This is a genomic window from Actinoplanes subtropicus (genome assembly GCF_000721705.1).
Taxonomy (GTDB): domain Bacteria; phylum Actinomycetota; class Actinomycetes; order Mycobacteriales; family Micromonosporaceae; genus Actinoplanes; species Actinoplanes subtropicus.
In genome coordinates, this window is the sequence record NZ_JOJL01000001.1 from 224,679 (window position 1) to 242,630 (window position 17,952).

General features: G+C 71.6%; 16 protein-coding genes and 3 tRNA genes. 14 read left to right on the forward strand and 5 right to left on the reverse strand.

Features of this window, described 5'->3' with window-relative positions; genetic code table 11:
- Positions 1-4: 4 nt before the first annotated feature.
- Both IH26_RS0101070 and IH26_RS0101075 read right to left on the reverse strand, forming a co-directional pair.
- Positions 5-1,147 carry an oxygenase MpaB family protein gene (locus IH26_RS0101070; protein ID WP_051807191.1) on the reverse strand — a complete coding sequence of 381 codons (1,143 nt, stop codon included), beginning with the start codon at positions 1,145-1,147 and terminating at the stop codon, positions 5-7.
- 81 nt (positions 1,148-1,228) lie between these two features.
- Positions 1,229-2,161, reverse strand: a complete 933-nt coding sequence (locus IH26_RS0101075; protein WP_030434172.1) for a DUF2332 domain-containing protein — start codon at positions 2,159-2,161, stop codon at positions 1,229-1,231.
- A gap of 365 nt (positions 2,162-2,526) precedes the next feature.
- Here IH26_RS0101075 and IH26_RS0101080 point away from each other — a divergent pair, with 365 nt between their 5' ends.
- Together IH26_RS0101080 and IH26_RS0101085 are read left to right on the forward strand one after the other, a co-directional pair.
- Complete coding sequence (locus tag IH26_RS0101080) at positions 2,527-3,669, forward strand: ArsR/SmtB family transcription factor (protein ID WP_063763627.1); 1,143 nt, start codon at positions 2,527-2,529, stop codon at positions 3,667-3,669.
- Positions 3,670-4,139: 470 nt separating this feature from the next.
- Positions 4,140-4,802: a SanA/YdcF family protein gene (locus IH26_RS0101085; RefSeq protein WP_030434174.1), complete on the forward strand. Its 663-nt coding sequence runs from the start codon at positions 4,140-4,142 to the stop codon at positions 4,800-4,802.
- 17 nt (positions 4,803-4,819) lie between these two features.
- Here the strand turns inward: IH26_RS0101085 and IH26_RS0101090 are convergent, their stop codons facing one another.
- Positions 4,820-5,995 (reverse strand): GNAT family N-acetyltransferase, encoded by a 1,176-nt coding sequence (locus tag IH26_RS0101090; RefSeq protein WP_030434175.1) that lies wholly within the window; start codon positions 5,993-5,995, stop codon positions 4,820-4,822.
- A 162-nt stretch (positions 5,996-6,157) separates the two neighbouring features.
- On the opposite strand from IH26_RS0101090, the gene IH26_RS0101095 reads away from it, so the two are divergent.
- From IH26_RS0101095 to IH26_RS0101110, 4 genes are all read left to right on the forward strand, one after another.
- Positions 6,158-6,230: transfer RNA gene (locus IH26_RS0101095), tRNA-Gly, on the forward strand.
- Positions 6,231-6,266: 36 nt separating this feature from the next.
- A tRNA-Cys gene (locus IH26_RS0101100) sits at positions 6,267-6,337 on the forward strand.
- Between the two features lie 13 nt (positions 6,338-6,350).
- Positions 6,351-6,425, forward strand: a tRNA-Val gene (locus IH26_RS0101105).
- Positions 6,426-7,031: 606 nt separating this feature from the next.
- Entirely contained in the window at positions 7,032-7,709 is a 678-nt protein-coding gene (locus tag IH26_RS0101110) for an HNH endonuclease (protein ID WP_211268540.1), read from the forward strand.
- 1,040 nt (positions 7,710-8,749) lie between these two features.
- On the opposite strand, the gene IH26_RS0101115 is transcribed toward IH26_RS0101110, so the two are convergent.
- Complete coding sequence (locus tag IH26_RS0101115) at positions 8,750-9,523, reverse strand: YhjD/YihY/BrkB family envelope integrity protein (RefSeq protein WP_342668242.1); 774 nt, start codon at positions 9,521-9,523, stop codon at positions 8,750-8,752.
- 176 nt (positions 9,524-9,699) lie between these two features.
- Here IH26_RS0101115 and IH26_RS52900 point away from each other — a divergent pair, with 176 nt between their 5' ends.
- From IH26_RS52900 to IH26_RS52905, 4 genes are all read left to right on the forward strand, one after another.
- Positions 9,700-10,581, forward strand: a complete 882-nt coding sequence (locus IH26_RS52900; protein ID WP_034213172.1) for an ABC transporter permease subunit — start codon at positions 9,700-9,702, stop codon at positions 10,579-10,581.
- Positions 10,578-10,961 (forward strand): hypothetical protein, encoded by a 384-nt coding sequence (locus tag IH26_RS0101125; RefSeq protein WP_030434178.1) that lies wholly within the window; start codon positions 10,578-10,580, stop codon positions 10,959-10,961. Before IH26_RS52900 ends, IH26_RS0101125 begins: the two co-directional genes overlap by 4 nt.
- A gap of 53 nt (positions 10,962-11,014) precedes the next feature.
- Positions 11,015-11,422, forward strand: coding sequence for a GntR family transcriptional regulator (locus IH26_RS0101130; RefSeq protein WP_030434179.1), 408 nt, complete (start codon positions 11,015-11,017; stop codon positions 11,420-11,422).
- A gap of 85 nt (positions 11,423-11,507) precedes the next feature.
- The gene (locus IH26_RS52905) at positions 11,508-12,323 is read left to right on the forward strand and encodes an ATP-binding cassette domain-containing protein (RefSeq protein WP_245664861.1); all 816 of its coding nucleotides are present in this window, start codon (positions 11,508-11,510) and stop codon (positions 12,321-12,323) included.
- Between the two features lie 83 nt (positions 12,324-12,406).
- Here IH26_RS52905 and IH26_RS0101140 read toward each other — a convergent pair whose 3' ends face one another.
- Positions 12,407-12,883 (reverse strand): RDD family protein, encoded by a 477-nt coding sequence (locus IH26_RS0101140; RefSeq protein WP_030434180.1) that lies wholly within the window; start codon positions 12,881-12,883, stop codon positions 12,407-12,409.
- 468 nt (positions 12,884-13,351) lie between these two features.
- Between IH26_RS0101140 and IH26_RS55305 the strand changes: the two genes are divergently transcribed.
- From IH26_RS55305 to IH26_RS0101160, 4 genes are all read left to right on the forward strand, one after another.
- Positions 13,352-16,516: a cyclic nucleotide-binding protein gene (locus IH26_RS55305; RefSeq protein WP_030434181.1), complete on the forward strand. Its 3,165-nt coding sequence runs from the start codon at positions 13,352-13,354 to the stop codon at positions 16,514-16,516.
- A gap of 16 nt (positions 16,517-16,532) precedes the next feature.
- Positions 16,533-16,748: a hypothetical protein gene (locus IH26_RS0101150; protein WP_030434182.1), complete on the forward strand. Its 216-nt coding sequence runs from the start codon at positions 16,533-16,535 to the stop codon at positions 16,746-16,748.
- A gap of 44 nt (positions 16,749-16,792) precedes the next feature.
- Entirely contained in the window at positions 16,793-17,494 is a 702-nt protein-coding gene (locus tag IH26_RS57415; RefSeq protein WP_034213175.1) for a hypothetical protein, read from the forward strand.
- A 96-nt stretch (positions 17,495-17,590) separates the two neighbouring features.
- Positions 17,591-17,947, forward strand: a complete 357-nt coding sequence (locus IH26_RS0101160) for a YciI family protein (RefSeq protein WP_030434184.1) — start codon at positions 17,591-17,593, stop codon at positions 17,945-17,947.
- Positions 17,948-17,952: the final 5 nt, after the last annotated feature.

The following is a 17,952-nucleotide window of genomic DNA, read 5'->3' on the forward strand; positions in this document are numbered from 1 at the left end:
AAGTTTACTGAGGAGCCCGGCCCAGGTCGCCGATTCGTCCGGGAGGTGACAGGTCTTCGCCCCAGCGGGCGAACTGGGCCCGGGCCTGGCGTTCCGCGCGGGCGAGCAGCATCGAGCGGCCGCCGGGCAGCCGGCCGAGCCCCTGGCTGATCACGAGATTCGCCGCCACCCGGGCGAGGCCGTACCACGGCGGACGGTACGGCAAGCCCAGATCGCTCATCGCCCCCGGGCCGAGCAGCCAGGAGCCGACCGACAGGGCCCGCTCCCGTTCGTAGCGGGCGCGCCAGCCGGGCACGTCGTCGTACATGTGGATCAGCGCGTACGCCAGCCCCACGCTGTTCCGGTCGGGCGGTGGGTCGTAGGCCAGGAAGTGGTACAGCAACCGGCGCCCGCGGCGTTCGTCGTGCGGCAGCCAGTCGTCGTCCACGCCCAGCAGCCAGCCCACATAGGACCAGAGGTGCATCACCGCGCGGGCGTCGGCCCTGCTCACGCGTACCCCCAGAAGGCGCAGGTGGAGCAGGAAGCTGGTGCTGAACACGCCCAGGGTGGAAGCCTGGTCGTACTGGTTGACCGGCACGCCGCGCTCGGCCCACTCCCAGGACGGGTCCGCCTCCAACTGGGCGTTGACCATCGCGTGCATGAACCGTACGTGCAGGGTCAGCCGGAAGCCCTCGCCGCCGGGCGCCAGGCCGCCGGGCGCGGTCACCGCCCGCCACCAGGTCGTCGTCTCCTGGATCCGGCGCAGCGTCTCGCCGCCGGTGAGCCGCGCGGTGCGCACCAGCGGCTCGAGCGCCGCGGCCGTGCGATACCCGCCGAGCAGCGAACCGTAGGCCAGCACCAGGCCGGCGTCCATGCCGTACGACCGGCAGGCCCGCGCGCCACGTTCGAGCAGCCGATCGTCCACCCACGCCGGCCGATCGTGCAGGCTCTCGACGAAGGCCCGCACCTCCGGCGCCTCGCCCCGGCGCAGCTCCTTGATCCCGACCGCCCTCAGCAGCGCGGCGACCGGTTCGTCCCGCCGCATGAGCCCGGCCCGCAGCGCCGCCAGCTCGTCCTCGGTCGGTTCCGCGCCCCGCCCCGCGACCAGCCGCAACATCCGGGCGGCACGCTCACCCCACTCCCGGTCGGCGCCGAATCGGCTTGGCATGAGCCCACCATAATCAGCCACCCTCGTCGACGACTTCCCGCAGCATCCGGGCCAGCTCACCCTGGAACCGCGCGGCCGCGTCTAGAACCAGACCATGCCCTGGCCGTGTGGGCGGCACCAGGCGAGCGGCCGGCCGTCCAGGGCCAGCACGTTGTGCAGGGTCTCGTCCGGCGGGTTCGGCAGGTCGTCGTACGGCAGAATGTCGGGTTTCTCCACGGCGACCCAATGACCGGGCAGACTGCGTACGAGATCGACGAAGGTCTTACGAGGCCGATCCGGCACCTGGTAGAGCACCGAGGTGTGGAAGACGACGAGCGTGGCGTGCCCGGGTGCCTGCGCGGCCAGCGCGGGCAGGTCGTCGACCAGGTCGCCGGCGAGCAGCAGCGGGGGGTCGGCGGCGGCGACCCGCGCGGCGGCGGTGAGGCGTTCGCGGCGGTGGTCGTGCTCGGGCCAGATCAGCGACTCGAGCCAGCGGCGGTCGGCCGGGTCGGTGACGTCGCGCGGGTGCAGGTCGAGGCCGGCCCGCCAGACCACCTCGGGCCGCCGGGTGGGCGCCTCGCGGCCGGTCAGCGTGCACTCCAGCAGCGGTTCGCCGGTCCCCAGGCGTTCGTCCGAATATTGGTAGGAATAACGATCGAGGAAGAGATTGAGGCCGGCCGAGGCGCCGACCTCGAGCAGCGCGAGCGGTTGCGGCAGCTCGGCGAGCACCGGCAGCAGCAGCGCGCAGCGGCCGACCTCGTTGGTCTGGGTGGCCCGCACCAGCATCTCGGCGGCGACCTCCGGCCAGCGCTCGGTGGCGAAGCCGAGGAATGCGCCCGGGTCGGTGACCGGGCCGTCGAGGAACCGCACGGCCGCGAACAGCAGGTTCGGCTGACGCTTCGCGGGCGGCAGGGTCTCCAGGCGGGCGATCATCTCGCGGTCGCGAGCAACGGCGATCGAGAGGCTTTCGTACGCGGGGGAGACGTCATGACACTCGCGGGCCGCGAACTCGGCGTAGATCGTGGCGGTCGACATGGCTCCATGATGCCGGGCGGGTGTGACGTTTTCGGCCTCCGCGGCGCTGACGTTCTGGGGAGCCTCTTTTTCCGGACATTGGCGTCGTCCGGGCATGAACCGGGATGGATATAGTAGTCACTATTCAGCGAGACGTTAAACGTCTTGAGCGCGGCCGAGGTTGCCGCGATCGTCGTTGGGTCGAGCCGGCCACCGGGCGTGCACGCCGCCGTGGCGGTTGAAACGACGGGGGATCGTCCCAGCGGGGCGCGTGCGGCGGCGGCTCGGCGCCTGTTAATACGTTTTCAGCCCGCTTTGTCGGAGTGGGTGGCCGTGTCATGCCCGGATATGCTTGCCCTACTGCAAGGTAATCCGGAGGGGCCGACGTGCTGCGCGTCATCTTCACGCCGGACGACATCGGCCGCGTCCGCATGGCCGGCGATCCGGACCCGATGTGGGAGACCGTCTTCAGCGTGGTCCGGCTGATGCGAACCGGCCAGACGCCGATCTCCGGTTCGTGGCGCGAGCAGGTCATCCGCAACACCCGCCGGGCCGACCTGGACATCCTGTTGCCGCTGGTCCGCGGGGCGTACTACCCCGACTTCCGCACCCCGGCGGAGGGCCGGCAAGATCCGTCCTACGCGATCCTCTCCACGTCGGCCACCCGGCTCCGGCAGGAGATGACCGAGCCGGCCCGTCCGGGGGAGCCCGCACCGTGGTGGATGCGCCGCCCGGTCGAGGGCGACGAGGCGGTGCTCGATCGGGTCGCCGCGGCGATGCGGTCGCACTACGAGGTCGCGGTGGCGCCGTTCTGGCCGGAGGCCCAGGCCAACGTCGAGGCGGACCGGGCCCGCCGAGCCCGGGCCCTGCTGGAGCACGGCGTCGAGGGTCTGCTGGAGAGTTTCCGCCCGATGATGCGCTGGAGCTCGCCGGTGCTGGAGGCGGATACCCCGTTCGAGCAGACGATCGAGCTGGACGGCCGAGGCCTGGTGCTGGTCCCGTCCTACTTCTCGTGGGGCTCGCCCGACGTGCTGCGCGACCCCACGCTCCCGCCGGTGCTGGTCTACCCGGTCGAACGCGATCCGGCCGTCTTCTGGGCCGCCGGGCCCGGTGTGAACGGCGGGTCGGTGGCCGCGTTGATCGGCCAGACCCGAACGTCGGTCCTGGAGTCGATCCGCGACGGGAGTACCACGTCGGAGCTGGCCCGCAGGGTCGGGGTGAGCCCAGCCTCGGTCAGCCAGCACACGGCGGTGCTGCGGGAGGCCCGGCTGATCCAGACGAGTCGCGTGGGCAAGGCGGTGCTGCACACGCTCACGCCCTTGGGTTCAGCTCTGCTCGGCGACCGCCCGGCGCCTGCTCCGGCCCCAGCTCCCGCCCCGCACCCAGCTCCCGCCCTGCACTCAGCTCCCGCCCCGCACTCAGCTCCCGCCCCGCACTCAGCTCCCGCCGAGGCACCAGCTCCCGCCTCAGCCTCCGCGTCGACTCCCCGCTCGGCCCGCGCGGCCAAGGTCAGCCGCCCGTCGGCCTGACTCTCAGCAGCGGCCGTGCGTGACGCGGGCATTTCGCCCGCCCGCGCTTGCCGTGCCCGTGCCCGCGCTTGCCGTGCTCGTGCCCGCGCTTCCTGTGCTCGTGCCCGCGCTTCCTGTGCTCGTGCTCGCGCTTGCCGTGCTCGTGCCCGCGCTTCCTGTGCTCGTGCCCGCGCTTGCCGTGCTCGTGCCCGCGCTTCCTGTGCTCGTGCTCGTGCTCGCGCTTGCCGTGCCCGTGCTCGCGCTTGCCGTGCCCGTGCTCGCGCTTGCCGTGCCTGTGCCCGCGCTTGCCGTGCCCGCGCTTGCCGTGCCCGCGCTTGCCGTGCCCGCGCTTGCCGTGCCCGCGCTTGCCGTGCCCGCCTTTGCGGCGCCCGTGCCCGCGCTTGCCGTGCCGCGTCTGCCTGCCCGCGTCCGTTTTGCAGGCGGCCGCCGTACCGGGCGGGTTGGCGGCGGCTGGTTAGGCTCGCGGCATCATGAGGCTCGTCCGGCGGCGCCGCCGCGTACTCCTGGTCGCCGCGGCCGCGATCGCCGCGCTCCTCGTCGTCAGTGCACCCTGGGCCTGGACCGTGCTCGCCGCCCGCGGCCACATCCACACCGAGGCCGACGCACCCACGGCCGACGTGGCGATCGTCCTCGGCACCGAGGTGACCGTCGGCGGCCGGCCGTCCCCGCGCCTGGCCGGCCGCCTGGAAACCGCGGCCGCCCTGGTCAAGGCCGGCAAGGCCCGGGTGATCCTGGTCTCCGGCGACAGCAACGGCGGCTCCGGCGACGAACCCGCCGCCATGGCCGCCTACCTGACCACGCTCGGCGTGGACGCCCGCCGCATCGTCACCGACCCCTACGGCCTCGACACCTACGACACCTGCATCCGCGCCCGCGACGTCTACGGCGTCACCCGCGCTCTGGTCGTCACCCAGTCCTTCCACGTCAACCGCGCCGTGACCCTGTGCCGGTACGTGGGCATCCACGCCGAGGGCGTGATCGCCCGCTGCCACTGCCCGGCCACGCTGCTGGTCGAGAAATCCGTCCGCGACTACTTCGCCAGCGGCAAGGCCGTCTGGGACGCCATCCGCAACCGGCCGCCCGCGATCCCGTCTCCCCGGGACCCGGCCGTGCAGCAAGCACTACAGGGCTGACTCGTCATCACCTCCGGTCAGAAGTCGGCCACGAGATAGGGCATCTCGCGGGGAAACATCGTGGACAAAGTGGGGATCGCCGCCGCCGGGACCGAGCCCAGCCCGCGGGCGACGACCTCCACCGGGTCGAGCACCCCGTACACAAGCGCGCTGAAGCCCGCCGCGCTCAGGGTGACCGACGGTGCACTGCCCTTGGCGACCGTCAGGGCGCCGCCGGCCGATTCCAGCTGCCAGACCCCGCCGATCAGCTCGTCGGGGATCTCGATCGTGATCGCGCCCGGCCCCACCGGCGTGCCGGCCAGCGCCTCGACGTCGAGCACGCGCACCATCGGCGCATTCTCCGTCGGATTGGCGACGCTGCCCTCGGTCGACACCTGCATGTCGGTGCCCCAGAGCTCGGGCACCTCGTCGGTGCTGAGCCGCACGACGATCTGGGCCACCTGGTCGACGTGCCGGGCGAAGAACTGCAGGAGCAGCGCCCGCCCGAGCGACCCGGCGCAGAGCAGGTGGGAGGCGATCAGGTCGCCGCCGTGACGATCCACCTGGTAGCGCACCGCGCCCACCACCTCGCCGCCGGACCGGGCCACGGCGACCCAATACTCGTCCTCCCGGAACTCGGCGGACCGCACGTCGTCGAAGACCGCGAACCCGTGCCGCCGGGTGAGAAGCTGCTGCTGCAGCCCCTGCCACGCGGCGAAGCCGTCGCTCATCGACAGCCGCTCGACCTCGCCCGGCAAATCGGCCCGCAGCAGATGGGCCAGCCCCTCCGGGGTGAAGGTCGCCGTGCGATGCCGTGGCACGCCGACGAACCCGAACCGCGCGTAGAAGCTCGGGCGGAAGGGGTAGAGCGCGCTCACGGCACAACCCTCCTCCCGGGTCTGCCGCAGCAGCCGTTCCAGCAGCTCACGCACCAGCCCGCGGCGCCGCGCCATCGGATGCGACGAGACCGACGCCACGCCCGCCATGTCGTGCACCAGGCCGCGAACGTTCTGCCGCATCCGGAGCGCGGCGACGCCGGCCAGGGCCTGGCCGTCCTCCTCGGCGATGAGCGTCAGGGTCGTCTCGAAGAACCGCATCCGCCCGCGGTAGGCCTCCTCGTCCTCCGCCGTCCACGGTGACGGCATGAACGCATACGCCTGCAGCGGGAACATCGTCGCGGTGCGCTCCGCCGCCGTGATCTGCCGGAAGTTCATGGAGCCATCCAACACCGCCGGACTCCCGGCCCGCTCGGGAGTTTCTCGGCCTGTGGATAACCTCCGGCGCGACTCGCCGAGGGACCCCGGTTTGGCAAGCCGCCCGGCGACAGGCTAAGGTTTCATCCGTCGCCGGGGAGTGCAACGCCCTCCGGGAGACAAGCGGACGTAGCGCAGCTGGTAGCGCATCACCTTGCCAAGGTGAGGGTCGCGGGTTCGAATCCCGTCGTCCGCTCGGAGAGGCCTTCACAGGTTAGTGCGGGGCCGCCTCGGTGGAGTGGCCGAGAGGCGAGGCAACGGCCTGCAAAGCCGTGTACACGGGTTCAAATCCCGTCTCCACCTCGGCGAAAGCCAAGGGCGATTGGCGCAGCGGGAGCGCGCTTCCTTGACACGGAAGAGGTCACTGGTTCGATCCCAGTATCGCCCACCAGGCAAAACACCCCGGCAGAGATCATCTCCGGGGTGTTTGTGTGTTCGGTATGAGTTACGGCTTGCTCATGGCCGGTCGGTCTACAAGGCCACTTCAATGTCGAACTACGTGGCTTCGCCGTCTCCAGAGGCGCCTGAGACCGGTAGTTCGTGCCACGATCCAGTCACGACGCCTGGGTGAGACCCGCGGTGTCTGCCGACAACCGGCGGCGGCCAGTTCGACGCCGACGTGCGCGTTGTAGACATCTGGGGCAACGGTGACCTCTTCGGTGACCAAGCTAGGCAGGACGGGGAGCCGGCGTTACGCTGACCTCCGGCAGCGGCACCTGCCCGCCTCCAAGCCGGCCTCGCCCACGACGAACCGGCGCGAAGGACAAGGGTCTCCGACTCGTGCAGTTGGACTTCCGTCGTGCCTTCGAGCATGCGACTGGAGTCGTGGGATCCAGTCCGCTTGGAGACAGGCATGACCGCGAACCGACGGGCAAAAAGGGACGCACGAGACCGGATGGCACTTACCGGTGAGTCGTACACCGCAGCTCGCCGTCACACATCAGACACGGCCCCACGACACCTCCTTCCCGATCACTGTGCGAACTGCCTTCGGCCGTTGCCGGAGCAGATCGAACGATTGTTCTGCTCCGAACTGTGCCGGCAGACCGCCGAGACGATCCGGTACTGGCGCGGCATCGTTCGCGACGGTCGCATTGACCGACCCGACGTCCGCTATGCGTTGCGGACCAGACTTGCGCACCTTCTTGCCGGCGGCTACGCCACGCGGGCGCGCCAGCTCTCCAGCCGAACTCGTCAGCTGGTGTGGGACCGGGATCAGGGGCGGTGTCGCAGCTGCGGCGGCCCGGGTGAGGAGATCGACCATATCGAGGGCGACTCTCCGGATCCGGTCAACCTGCAGCTGCTGTGCGCGCCCTGCCATCGCAAGAAGACCGAACTCCGCATGATGCCGGCAAGCCCGGAACAGCAACAGGTGCTCAAAGACCTCAAAAAGCGTCGGGTGGATCCGGATGAACCGGTACTGATGTGCGACGACCATGAGCATTGGGCCGGGAATGAAAGGACACTCCGCAAGGAGCGCAAAGAGCGGCTACTGGAGGAACTCGCCGACTACGGCTACAGCCGGAGCGACTTTCCCGGGTACTCCTGGGCGGAGATGTGGGACGAAGTTTTCGAGAGGGACGAGGACGACGACTACGAAGCGCGCGGGATCGACGACGACAGCGGGTTTGGGCCGGACAGCTACTTCGCGCATGCAATGGCGAAGGGCGACTGACCAGACCTGGGTGACATCGATTGCCCGTGACGGGGGTCGCCGTTCGGCCAGGCGTGCCCGTTCGCGATGAGCTGGTCCTCGACGGCTTGAGGCCAACTCATAGCGATCCACGACGGCGGCCCTGGCCGCCGTCGTGACGGCCTGTCCAGTAGCGGCATCTGCGGGGTGTCACTCAATCGCGGTAATAGCCTTCGGTGGTATCCGGATTTCGTCAGACCCTGCCCGTACGGTGCCCGGTATGAACGAGGGCACCACAACGGCGGCCGGAGCGACGCGCACGCCTATGGCGATCGCGCGGTTGAAGAAACGGCAGGTTGCACGTCACCCGAGACGGCATCAAGACGGTGTGCGGTGCGTTGATCCCCGCTACGGCCACCGTGACCAGGGCGACGCTCAACTGGCACATGCACACCAACTGCTACAACTGCGCATACCGGCTCTGGCCAGCCGAAGGCCCCGCCGAATACCTACGCCCGGACAACAGCTCGGACCTCCCGCCGGCGCGGTGCTGTCCTCACGGCCAGCACCCGCGCGGATGCGGGCGGTGCACGCCTCGGCCGACGCGGACCACGGTGTATCCGCCGCAGAAGCCAGCCGGCCCGGACGGGCGCTGCCATGACGGCTGTGAGTCGAGGGAGAAAGCAATTCACCAGGCCAATCCCGGCAGAGTCTTGGACCTCGCCGACAGCGCCTCGATGACCTGTTACCACTGCGGTGGCCATGTCTGCGTGATCTGCCAGCGAACGCCTGTCACGGACTTCTCGACGATCTGCGACCGTTGCGGCGCCGAATGGTAAGCCCATCGGAGCGGATCGATGGTCGTCGGGGGCGTAGTTCGTGTTTCAGCTTGGCGGAAGGATCTGATCGACCGCCCGCGGGAGGTATGCCGCTGCCGCTGTTCCGTACTTCATGCGCATCGATTTTCGTAACGGCATTCCCGCCATCGTCCTGCACAAACCTCGTCGACGGAGAGTGTCGCCCGATCGTCGCCGCGGCGGCGGGCGGGACGTTCGCCATGACAGAACCGGTCCCGTTCACGGTCAATCCGGCTGACTTGCTGGACCAGGAGTGAGGCGGGCGGTCAGGCTCCATATCGCGGCGTAACCGGCCAGCAGGACCACGTGCAGCAGGTAGAGCCACAGGCCGACCGCGACCATGCCGCCGATCTCGGTGAAGCCGCCGAACGGGGCGCCCAGGTCGAGCGGCAGCGAGCAGAACAGCACGAAGCCGTGCAGGAAACCGGACAGGTTGGCGGCCGTGAACGAGCCGACCAGCACCGTGGCCGGCCAGTGCGGGCGGCCCGGGGCGACGTAGCGGTACACCCAGATCACCACCGGCGTCAGCACCAGCCAGCAGGCCAGGAACGAGAGCACCACGGCCAGCACGGCGGACCACCCGCCGCGTACCCAGTAGGAACTTGTCCCTGGAAGCGCGAGAAACATCGCAAGCAGCAGCGCCGGCGCGGCCGCCAGCGGCGGCAGCCAGAGCAACCGGCCCTTCCAGCCCACTGCGACGTCCTTGGCGTCCGGCTCGCGCAGCGAGACGAAGGCGCGGCGCAGTCCCTCGCCGTAAAGCGTCGCCGGTAGCAGACTGGCCAGCGCGAAGGTCGGTGTCAGATGCAGCCCCGCCTCGATCAGCTCGGCCAGCGCCCGCGGCGCGCCGATGGCGGAGGGCAGCGCCGCGATGGTGTGCCCGGTCAGCCGCCGCACCCGGTCGGCGCCGGCGAGCCGGCCGGTCGCCCAGATCGCCAGCAGCGCGATTGGCACCACCGCGATGCCGCCGTAGAAGGTGACCGCCGCTGCCCGCAGCGCCACGTCGCGTCCCTGTAGCGGTCCGAACACCGCTCGCCAAAGCCGACCCACCGCCTCCCTATACCCCGGTCGCGTCCGGGAAGACAGGCGCAAGCGTGACCTCGTTCTGCTCGGATCGACCGGTTCCATCGGCACTCAGGCGATCGACATCGTGCGGCGGGGTCTGTTCCTACCGGGAAGTGCTGGCCGCCGGCTGCGACTCGGCCCGGCCGACCGGCGACTGTCCGCGGCTGCTCGACGCCATGGGCGCCGCGACCGGCGGCCTCAGCGCGGCCGACGCCGCGCTGCTGGTGCTGCCCGTGCTGCTCGGCGTCTTCGTCGGTGCCCCGCTGCTCGCCCGGGAGCTGGAGTCCGGCACGTTCCGCTTCGCCTGGACCCAGGGGGTGGGGCGTCGCCGTTGGCTGCTCGGCAAGCTTGCCGTCCTCGGCGGTACGGCGGTGCTGCTCAGCGCCGGGCTCGGCGGCCTCGCCGCCTGGTATGCGCAGCCGCTGGAGGCCGTCGGGCTCAGCAGCCGGTGGCAGAGCGGGCCGTTCAACGACTCGGCCGTCACGCTGCCCGCCTGGACGCTGTGCGCCGTGGCGGCCGGCACGCTGATCGGCCTGCTCGTCGGGCGTACCGTCGAGGCGATGGGGCTCGCCGCCGCGGTGCTGGGCGCCGTCGCGGCGGTCGACCTGTGGTGGCTGCACAGCGCGCTGCTCGGCGTCGGCGCGAGGTCGATGTCGTCCGCCCCCAGCGGTACCGGCCTGGGCACGCTGAACACCGCGGCCGACCGGGCGGCAGGTCCGCGACTGGCCGGTGCGTGGCTGTTGCGTGGTTGGTACGTCGGCCCGGATGGCGGGCGGCTGAACGGATCGGAGGTCAGCTCGCTGTGGGACGACATCGCGCGGGCCGGGGCCGGCAAGGACCCGGGGCCGTGGCTCGCCGAGCACCGGTACACCTACTGGGTCAGCTATCAGGCCGCCGGCCGGTACTGGCAGCTCCAGCTCGCGCAGGCCGCGATCGCGCTCGGCGTCGGCGCGGTGCTGGTCCTGGCGACCGTCCGGCTGGCGCGCCGGCGATGACCGGCGAACCGGACGCGGCGGAGCAGGTCGTGGCGAGCCTGCTGCACCAGTCGCAGGAAGGTGGCGTGCGCTGGCAGGCCGACCGGACGGGCACCTCGTTCACCGCGGTCCGTCGAGAGGCTTCGGCGGTGCTCGAGCGACGTGGCGTGGACGCACCCGTGCGGTTGGTCTTCCGGGCGGAGCCGCCGGTCCGGCCGGTGATCATCGAGCAGTCGCCGGCGGGTCAGCGGCGGCTCGACACACTGCTGACGAAGCTTTGGACGGTGGTGTCCTCCGCGGCGACCCCGCCGGCGCCGACCGCGGCGGAGCTGTTCCTTCGCGATGGTGCGGGCCCCCAGGCACCGGGCGGTCGCCTGGACGGTGCCGATGAGCCCGGTTAGCTTGCGACTGTGATGGCAGCAACCTGCCGGGCGCCGACCGGGTGTCGCCGGTCGTGCTGCGGCTCGACCAGCGCTCCGGCGTTCCGACCTACCTGCAGCTCGTCCAGCAGGTCGAGCAGGCGCTACGACTGGGCTACCTCAAGCACGGCGACCAGCTGCCGCGCGTCAAGGATCTCGTCGCCGACCTGGCGATCAATCCCAACACCGTGCTGAAGGCATACCGGGAGCTGGAGCGCCGTGGCCTCGCCGCGGGCCGGCCGGGGGTCGGCACGTTCGTCGCCGGCACGGTGGCGCCGATCGCGGCCCCGGAACGCTCGGCCCTGCGCCGGTCGCTGGACCGCTGGCTGCGCAGCGCCGAGCAGGCCGGGCTGGACGACGTCGGCATCCTCGCGTTGGTCGACGACGCGCTGCACGAGCGCGGTTCCGCGGCACCGCCCAACGGCCGGCGAGGCGTGGCATGAACGCGATCGAGTCATTCCGCCTCGGCAAGCGCTACGGCCGCCAGTGGGCGCTGCGGGAGTGCACGCTGGCGGTACCCGCCGGCCGGTGACCGCGCTGATCGGGCGGAACGCCGCGGGCAAGACGACGCTGCTGCACCTGGCCGTGGGGTTGACCGCGGCCAGCAGCGGGCGGGTGGAGGTGCTCGGCCGGCCGCCGGCCGCCGTGCTGCCCGAGGTGGGTTTCGTCGCGCAGGACGCTCCGCTGTACACCGGCCTGCGGGTCGCCGAGATCGTCCGGCTGACCGGCAGGCTGAACCGCCGGTGGGATGCCGCCGCCGCGTACCGCCGACTGCGCGAACGGGAGATCCCCCTGGACCGGCGAGTCGGCCGCCTCTCCGGCGGCCAGCAGGCGCAGCTGGCGCTGGCGCTCGCCCTCGCCAAGCGGCCTCGGTTGCTGGTCCTCGACGAACCGCTCGCCCGGTTGGACCCGCTGGCTCGCCACGACTTTCTCGGCATGCTGATGAGCGCCGTGGCGGAGGAGGGCATGTCGGTCATCTTCTCGTCGCACGTCGTCGCCGAGATCGAACGGGTCTGCGACGACCTCGTCGTGCTCAGCGCGGGCCACGTCCAGGTCGCCGGTGCCGTCGACGACCTGCTCGCCGAGCACCAGCTGCTGAGCGGACCGACCGGCGAGGCGGTCGAGGTCGCCGACCGGCTGCAGGTGGTCGCCCGCTATGCCGCGCCGGCGCAGACCCGTCTGCTGGTGCGACGGCGCGGGCGGGAGGTGGCACCGCCGCGAGGATGGCAGGCGCAGCCCGTCGGTCTGGAGGAGCTCGTGCTGACCTACCTTCGCGCACCGGCGGCCGCCGCGCTGCCCGGCCCGCACCGGCTCGGTGCCGGCGCGTCGGCAGCTTCGCGTTGACATCCCCGCCGCGCTGACGACCACGGCCGGCCCATGCTCGAGCGAAAGGCGGAAGCCGGCCTCGAGCATGGGCCGGCCGGCGGTCAGCCGATCTTGATGACCTGGGTGCCGCCGGCGAACTTGTCGAACCAATGCTGGCGCTGGGGGTCGCTGTTGATGTTGATGGCGATCAGGATGACCGCCGCCAGCTCGGCCAGGCCGCCGAGCAGGCTGCCGACGATCGGAATGACGCCGGCGATGCCGAACGCCGTCCAGACGTTCCGGCGGATGGCCTGCTCCATCGTCGGGTTGCTGACGTGGTCGGGGCCGAACACCTTGAGCTTCATCACCATCTTGCCGACCGTCTGGCCGCGGCTGGACTCGAAGTAGGCGAAGTAGCCGAGATAGATGGCCGCCGTCAACACCGCGGAGACGAAGCCGGTGAGGAGCCAGGAGTTCGAGATGATCGCGAGCACGGTGTTGATGACGACGCTGACGACGCCGACGATGACGCCGTCGATGAAACGCGCCACGAACCGGTCGAGCAGGCTGCCCGGCTGCCCCACCGCATTCGGCGGCATTCCCGGCGCGCCACCCGGCGGCGGGTAACCCTGCCCCGGCGGTGGATAACCGGGCCCCGGCGGCGGGTAACCCTGCCCGGGCGGCGGGTAACCCTGCCCGGGCGGCGGGTAACCCTGCCCCGGCGGCGGGTAGCCGGCACCCGGCGGCGGAGCACCATAGGGAGGCGGCGGAGGAACCGGCTCGTCGCCGGGCGGCCGGCCGTAAGGATCTTGGCTGCTCATATTTTGTCCATTTCGGGCAGGTGCGGCATGGTCTGGTGCCCACCCGGTTGGGCGACACGCTCATCAGAAGCTGAAGCAGTCTAGACACTTCCGACCTCGTACAGCTTCATCAGACTTTTAAAATTCCTGGGCTCCGCGAAGTGACGCCGGGGGAGCGACCGGGGGAGAGACAAGCCTCGAGGCTCGCGCTTGAGCGGTGGAAACGCCTACTCTCCATTCGCCAACGCGAGTGGAAGGCCGTGCCGAGTGACCTACGTCGAGACCCGGATCAGTGTCTGGGAGGCCCTGGCCGGGCGTGCGCCGGGTGAGCCTCTCGGCCCGGCCGACCCCGGCCTGTGGGGCGCGGTCGTCGACCGGCTCAACCCGGCCCGCGCCCGGCCGGCGCTGCGTGCCGGCATCGAGCAGGCGGAGCTGACCAGCGTGCGCGGCTCCACGTACGTCATGCTCCGCTCGCCGGACGACGGCGGCCGCGCCTGCTATCTGCGGCTCACTCCGCAGGAGTGGCAGCTCGCCCTGATGATGGACGGCACGCAGACGGTGGCCCGGCTGGTCGCCGAGTTCGCCCGGCTCTCCGGCCGGCTCGCCCCCGACCAGGTCCGCCGGGTCGTGGCCGATCTGGCCGGCAACCGGATGCTCGACGAGTTGCCGGTCGACGCCTTCCGGCCGCTGCAGCAGTTGCAGCGCAAGGCTTTGCCCGAGCGGGTCGGCAGCGGGCTGCTCGCGGCCGTCCGCGGGCGCCGGATGATGGTCGTCGACATCGACGGCTTCGTCTCGGTCCTCTATCGGACAGTCGGCCGGATCTTCTTCGCCAAGGCCGTCGCCATCGTGCTGTCGGTCGTCGCGGTGCTCGGCTTCGGCATCTTCGTGGCCACCTGGTGGCGGGGCAGCCAGGCGGTCTTCCTGACCCACGGCTCGTACCTGCTCGGCGCGGTCGTGCTGTTGCTGCTCAACGTCTTCGCGCTGGCCTGCCACGAGCTCGGGCACGCGCTGGCCACCAAGCACGCGGGCCGCGAGGTGCCCTCCGCCGGCCTTCTGGTCTACTTCGGCATCCCGTCGGTCTTCGTGGACACCACCGACGTCTGGATGGCCGGCCGGCGGGCCCGGATCCTGGTCACCGCCGCCGGCCCGCTGACCGGCGCGGTGCTGGCCGGCCTGATGCAGCTGGCCGGCCTGGCGTTCCCGGCGATCGGCCCGCTGGCCTTCAAACTCTCCTTCGCCTGGTATCTGAACGGGCTGTTCAACCTGAACCCGTTCCTCGCGCTCGACGGCTACTACCTGCTGATGGACTGGCTGGAGATCCCGAATCTCCGGGCCCGCGGAATCTCCTGGGTGACCAGCCGGCTGCGTCGCCGGCCGCCGGCTTGGTCGGGCCTCGATGTCGAGGGCAAAATCGTTGCGCTGTACGGGGTATTGGCCGTGCTGTGGCTGGCCATCGCCGCGAACCTCGCCTACCGGATCTGGGCCGACCGCGTCCAAGGATTGATCACCGGCCTCTGGCACAACGGTGTCGGCGGTCAGGCGCTGCTCCTGGTCATCCTGGCCGGGCTCGGCGCACCTCTCCTCTACCTGCTCGCGGGCCGGCTGGCGCGGTGGTGGCGGCGCTTCCGTGAGCGCTCCGCCGAACGCGCCCGCGAGGCCGACGCCCCGCGCCGGCTGGCCGCATTGCGCGCCTCCGACCTGGGCGGCCTGCCCGAGCCGGCGCTGGCCGGCCTTGCCGCCCAGGCCCACTGGCTGCGCCCGCCGAGCGGCCGCCAGCTGGTCATCGCGGGCGGACCCCAGCAGACCGTGTACGTCGTCGTCGACGGCGCCATGCAGGCCCGCCGGGCGGGCGATCCCGGCGGCCTCATCCGGCACCACGTCGGTCCCGGCGGCGTGGTCGGCCTGGCGAACGCGCTGACCGGCCGCCCCACCCGGCTGAACTGGCACACCGCCGGCACCACGCTGCTGACCGTGCCGGCCGCGACGGCGGCGACCGTGATCGGGCCGCTGCCCGGGCCGCCGCCGACCGACCGCGGCGAGGCCGAGGCGCTGTTCGCCGACACGCCCGCGCTGGCCGAGCTGGAGCAGGACGAGCTGCTGGCGCTGATCGGCGGGGCGCACCCCGTCGACCTGGAGCCGGGCGCGCCGGTCATCCTGCCCGGGCCCACCCACGCGGTCGTCGTCGAGTCGGGAGTCGTCGCCATGCCGGACGGCGTCGAGCTGCGCCGCGGCACCCTGATCGGCCCGGTCGGCGACGGCGACCCCGGCGAGGTGGCCGAGGCCCGTACGCCGGTCCGGCTCTGGGTGATTCCCGACGCGTCCGACCTGCCGCCGCTGGTCGGGGCGACGAGCCTGGTCAAGGCCGGCCCACCGCGGCCGGCCGGTCGGGCCGTCACGGCCTCCGGCGTGCACGGCGCCGGCGTCTATCCGCCGCTCGCCGTGCCGCCCGGGCCGCCCGACGGCACCGAGGACCCGGACGTGGACCGCTGGTTCGAGCGCCGCATGTGGTGGCTCGTCCTGCTCCTGCTGCTGCTCGCGTTGCTGCTCACCGTGGCCAACTTCGCGCCCGGCCCGGTCTGGGCCGAGATGGCCACCGACCGGGTGCTGGTCACGGCCGACCGGGGCCCGCTCACCATCGTCGGCGGCGGCGCCACGACCAGGCTCGCCGAGGGCGGCCGGCGCTACGTCGGCGAGGGCGCGTCGATCGAGGTGCCGGCCCGGTCCACCGGGCGGCTGACGTTCTCGGGCGGGTCCACGATCGTGCTCTGCGCCGATTCCCGGACCAACGTGGGCGCGCTCTGGACCGGCACGGGCCGCGAACGCGCCCCGCACGGCACCCTCGGCATCGACTCCGGCCGCCTGCTGGCCGACACCACCAGCACCAGCGGGGCGTACCGGCCGTTGTCGCTGGACGTGCGCCGCCCCACCGGCGATGCCGGCGATGTCAAGAACACCGGCGAGGCCTGGTACGCCATCGACCCGGGCGCGGTGATCGTGTCCACCGGATCCGTAGCCGTGGCCGGCGTGCCGGTCAATGCCACGTCCCGCGGCCTGACCTGCGGCGACGGTGTCGTGGTCACACCGCCGGCGGCCGGGCCGAGCGAGTCGGCGAGCCAGCAGCCGTCGTCGGTTCCGTCGACCGAGGGCACCCCGTCGGTGAGTGTTCCGCCCGCCACGGTGCCGACTACGATTCCTCAGCCGCGCCGAACCACTCAGCCGAACCCGGTGACCACGACGGCGCCGCCGACCACCACCCGCCCGCCGACCACCACGCCGACGCCCACGACCGTTCCACCGACGACCTCGAGCTCGCCCTCGCCTTCACCGTCGGCGTCCCCGTCGACCTCGCCGTCGACGTCGCCCTCGCCGTCATCGTCGCCGTCCCGCTCGACCTCACCGACCGTCTCGCCGTCGCCGACGATCATCACCTGATCTTCAAAGGAGAAAAGTGCTCTGCTGGTTTTGCGCCAAGGCGGCGCGGGCGTCCTGTCGCTTCTGCGGCCGCGGGGTCTGCGAGGATCACGCGCGCTTCGGGCCGTACCTGCTGCAGGTGATCCGGTCGGAGGCGCGCGGCCGGGCGGAGGCCCTGGTCGTGGAGGACGCCGTGCAGTGCGGTAGCTGCCGGCCGCGGCCCCAGCCGGTGGCGATGCCGGAACTCGACTGACGGTCGGATACCCGGATTCGACGCGGCCTTCTAGCCTGGCCGTCATGAGCGACTTCGATACGGTGCTGGAGCGCCTGCTCAACGAGCCCTCGTTCGCGGCCGTGCTGGCGGCCGATCCGGCGGCGGCGTTGTCCGGCTACCGGCTGGCCGCCGACGAGGTCGAGCTGCTGCGCAGCCAGGCCTCGCCCGACTCCGGCGGCGGCCTGGCGACGGTGGAGACCCGGACGAACAAATCGAGCACCATGGGTTTGTTCTCGGCGTTCGCCGACCTCGGGCACACCCTGTCGGGCGGCTCGTCCGGCGGCGCCGGCGGCGGCTCGGTGAGCCAGCCGTGGCAGCCGGTCGAGCACAGCGGGCTGGGCGACGCGCCCAAGAGCGGGCTCGGCGACGCCCCCGGGGGCAGCAGCGGGCTCGGCGACGCGCCCGCCCCGCGCGGGCTCGCCGAGGCGATCAAGGGCGCCGAGGAACTCGCGCCGCCGAAGGGCTACCACCCGCACATCGACGCCGACGGCGACGGGCACTGGGACAAGGCGACCTTCATCGGTACGAAGGGGCACGGCGTCGAGATCCTCGTCGACGTGAACCACGACGGGCACGCCGATTTCGTCGGGCACGACACCAACGGCGACGGGCTCGTCGACTACGCCGACTACGACAAGGACGACAACGGCGTCTTCGAGAAGCGGATGTACGACGACAACGGCGACGGCTGGCTCGACCGTACGGTGTGGCACCAGGACCGCTAGAAAAATTTCTCGGCGGAACTGTCGATATCGCCGAGCCCGATCGTCGTCAGTCTGGAAGCGGCCGATCGGCGGCCACCCGACGTGAGGGAGACCAACATGCGTTACCTGTTGCTGATCTACAGCGAGGAGCCCACCGCCGCGCCCGACCCGGCCGAGGCCGAGCAGGTGATGAACGAGTACTGGGCGTACACCAACGCGCTCACCCAGGCCGGCGCCAGCACCGGCGGCGACGCCCTGCAGGACAGCAGGACCGCGACGACCGTACGGGTCAAGGACGGCGAGCGCGTGGTCACCGACGGGCCGTTCGCCGAGACCCGGGAGGTCCTCGGCGGCTACTACGTGGTCGACGTGCCCGACCTGGACGCGGCGATCGACTGGGCGGCGAAGTGCCCGGGCGCGAAGTACGGGTCGGTCGAGGTGCGGCCGATCATGGAGTTCAACACCGAGTCCTGAGGCCG

Excerpts from the sequence above, each read along its gene's own strand:
- IH26_RS0101085 (WP_030434174.1), top strand. The coding sequence starts at position 4,140 with ATGAGGCTCGTCCGGCGGCGCCGCCGCGTACTCCTGGTCGCCGCGGCC.
- IH26_RS0101125 (WP_030434178.1), top strand. The coding sequence starts at position 10,578 with ATGACCGGCGAACCGGACGCGGCGGAGCAGGTCGTGGCGAGCCTGCTG.
- IH26_RS0101070 (WP_051807191.1), bottom strand. The coding sequence starts at position 1,147 with ATGCCAAGCCGATTCGGCGCCGACCGGGAGTGGGGTGAGCGTGCCGCC.
- IH26_RS0101140 (WP_030434180.1), bottom strand. The coding sequence starts at position 12,883 with ATGCCGCCGAATGCGGTGGGGCAGCCGGGCAGCCTGCTCGACCGGTTC.
- IH26_RS0101090 (WP_030434175.1), bottom strand. The coding sequence starts at position 5,995 with ATGAACTTCCGGCAGATCACGGCGGCGGAGCGCACCGCGACGATGTTC.
- IH26_RS0101075 (WP_030434172.1), bottom strand. The coding sequence starts at position 2,161 with ATGTCGACCGCCACGATCTACGCCGAGTTCGCGGCCCGCGAGTGTCAT.
- IH26_RS57415 (WP_034213175.1), top strand. The coding sequence starts at position 16,793 with ATGAGCGACTTCGATACGGTGCTGGAGCGCCTGCTCAACGAGCCCTCG.
- IH26_RS0101160 (WP_030434184.1), top strand. The coding sequence starts at position 17,591 with ATGCGTTACCTGTTGCTGATCTACAGCGAGGAGCCCACCGCCGCGCCC.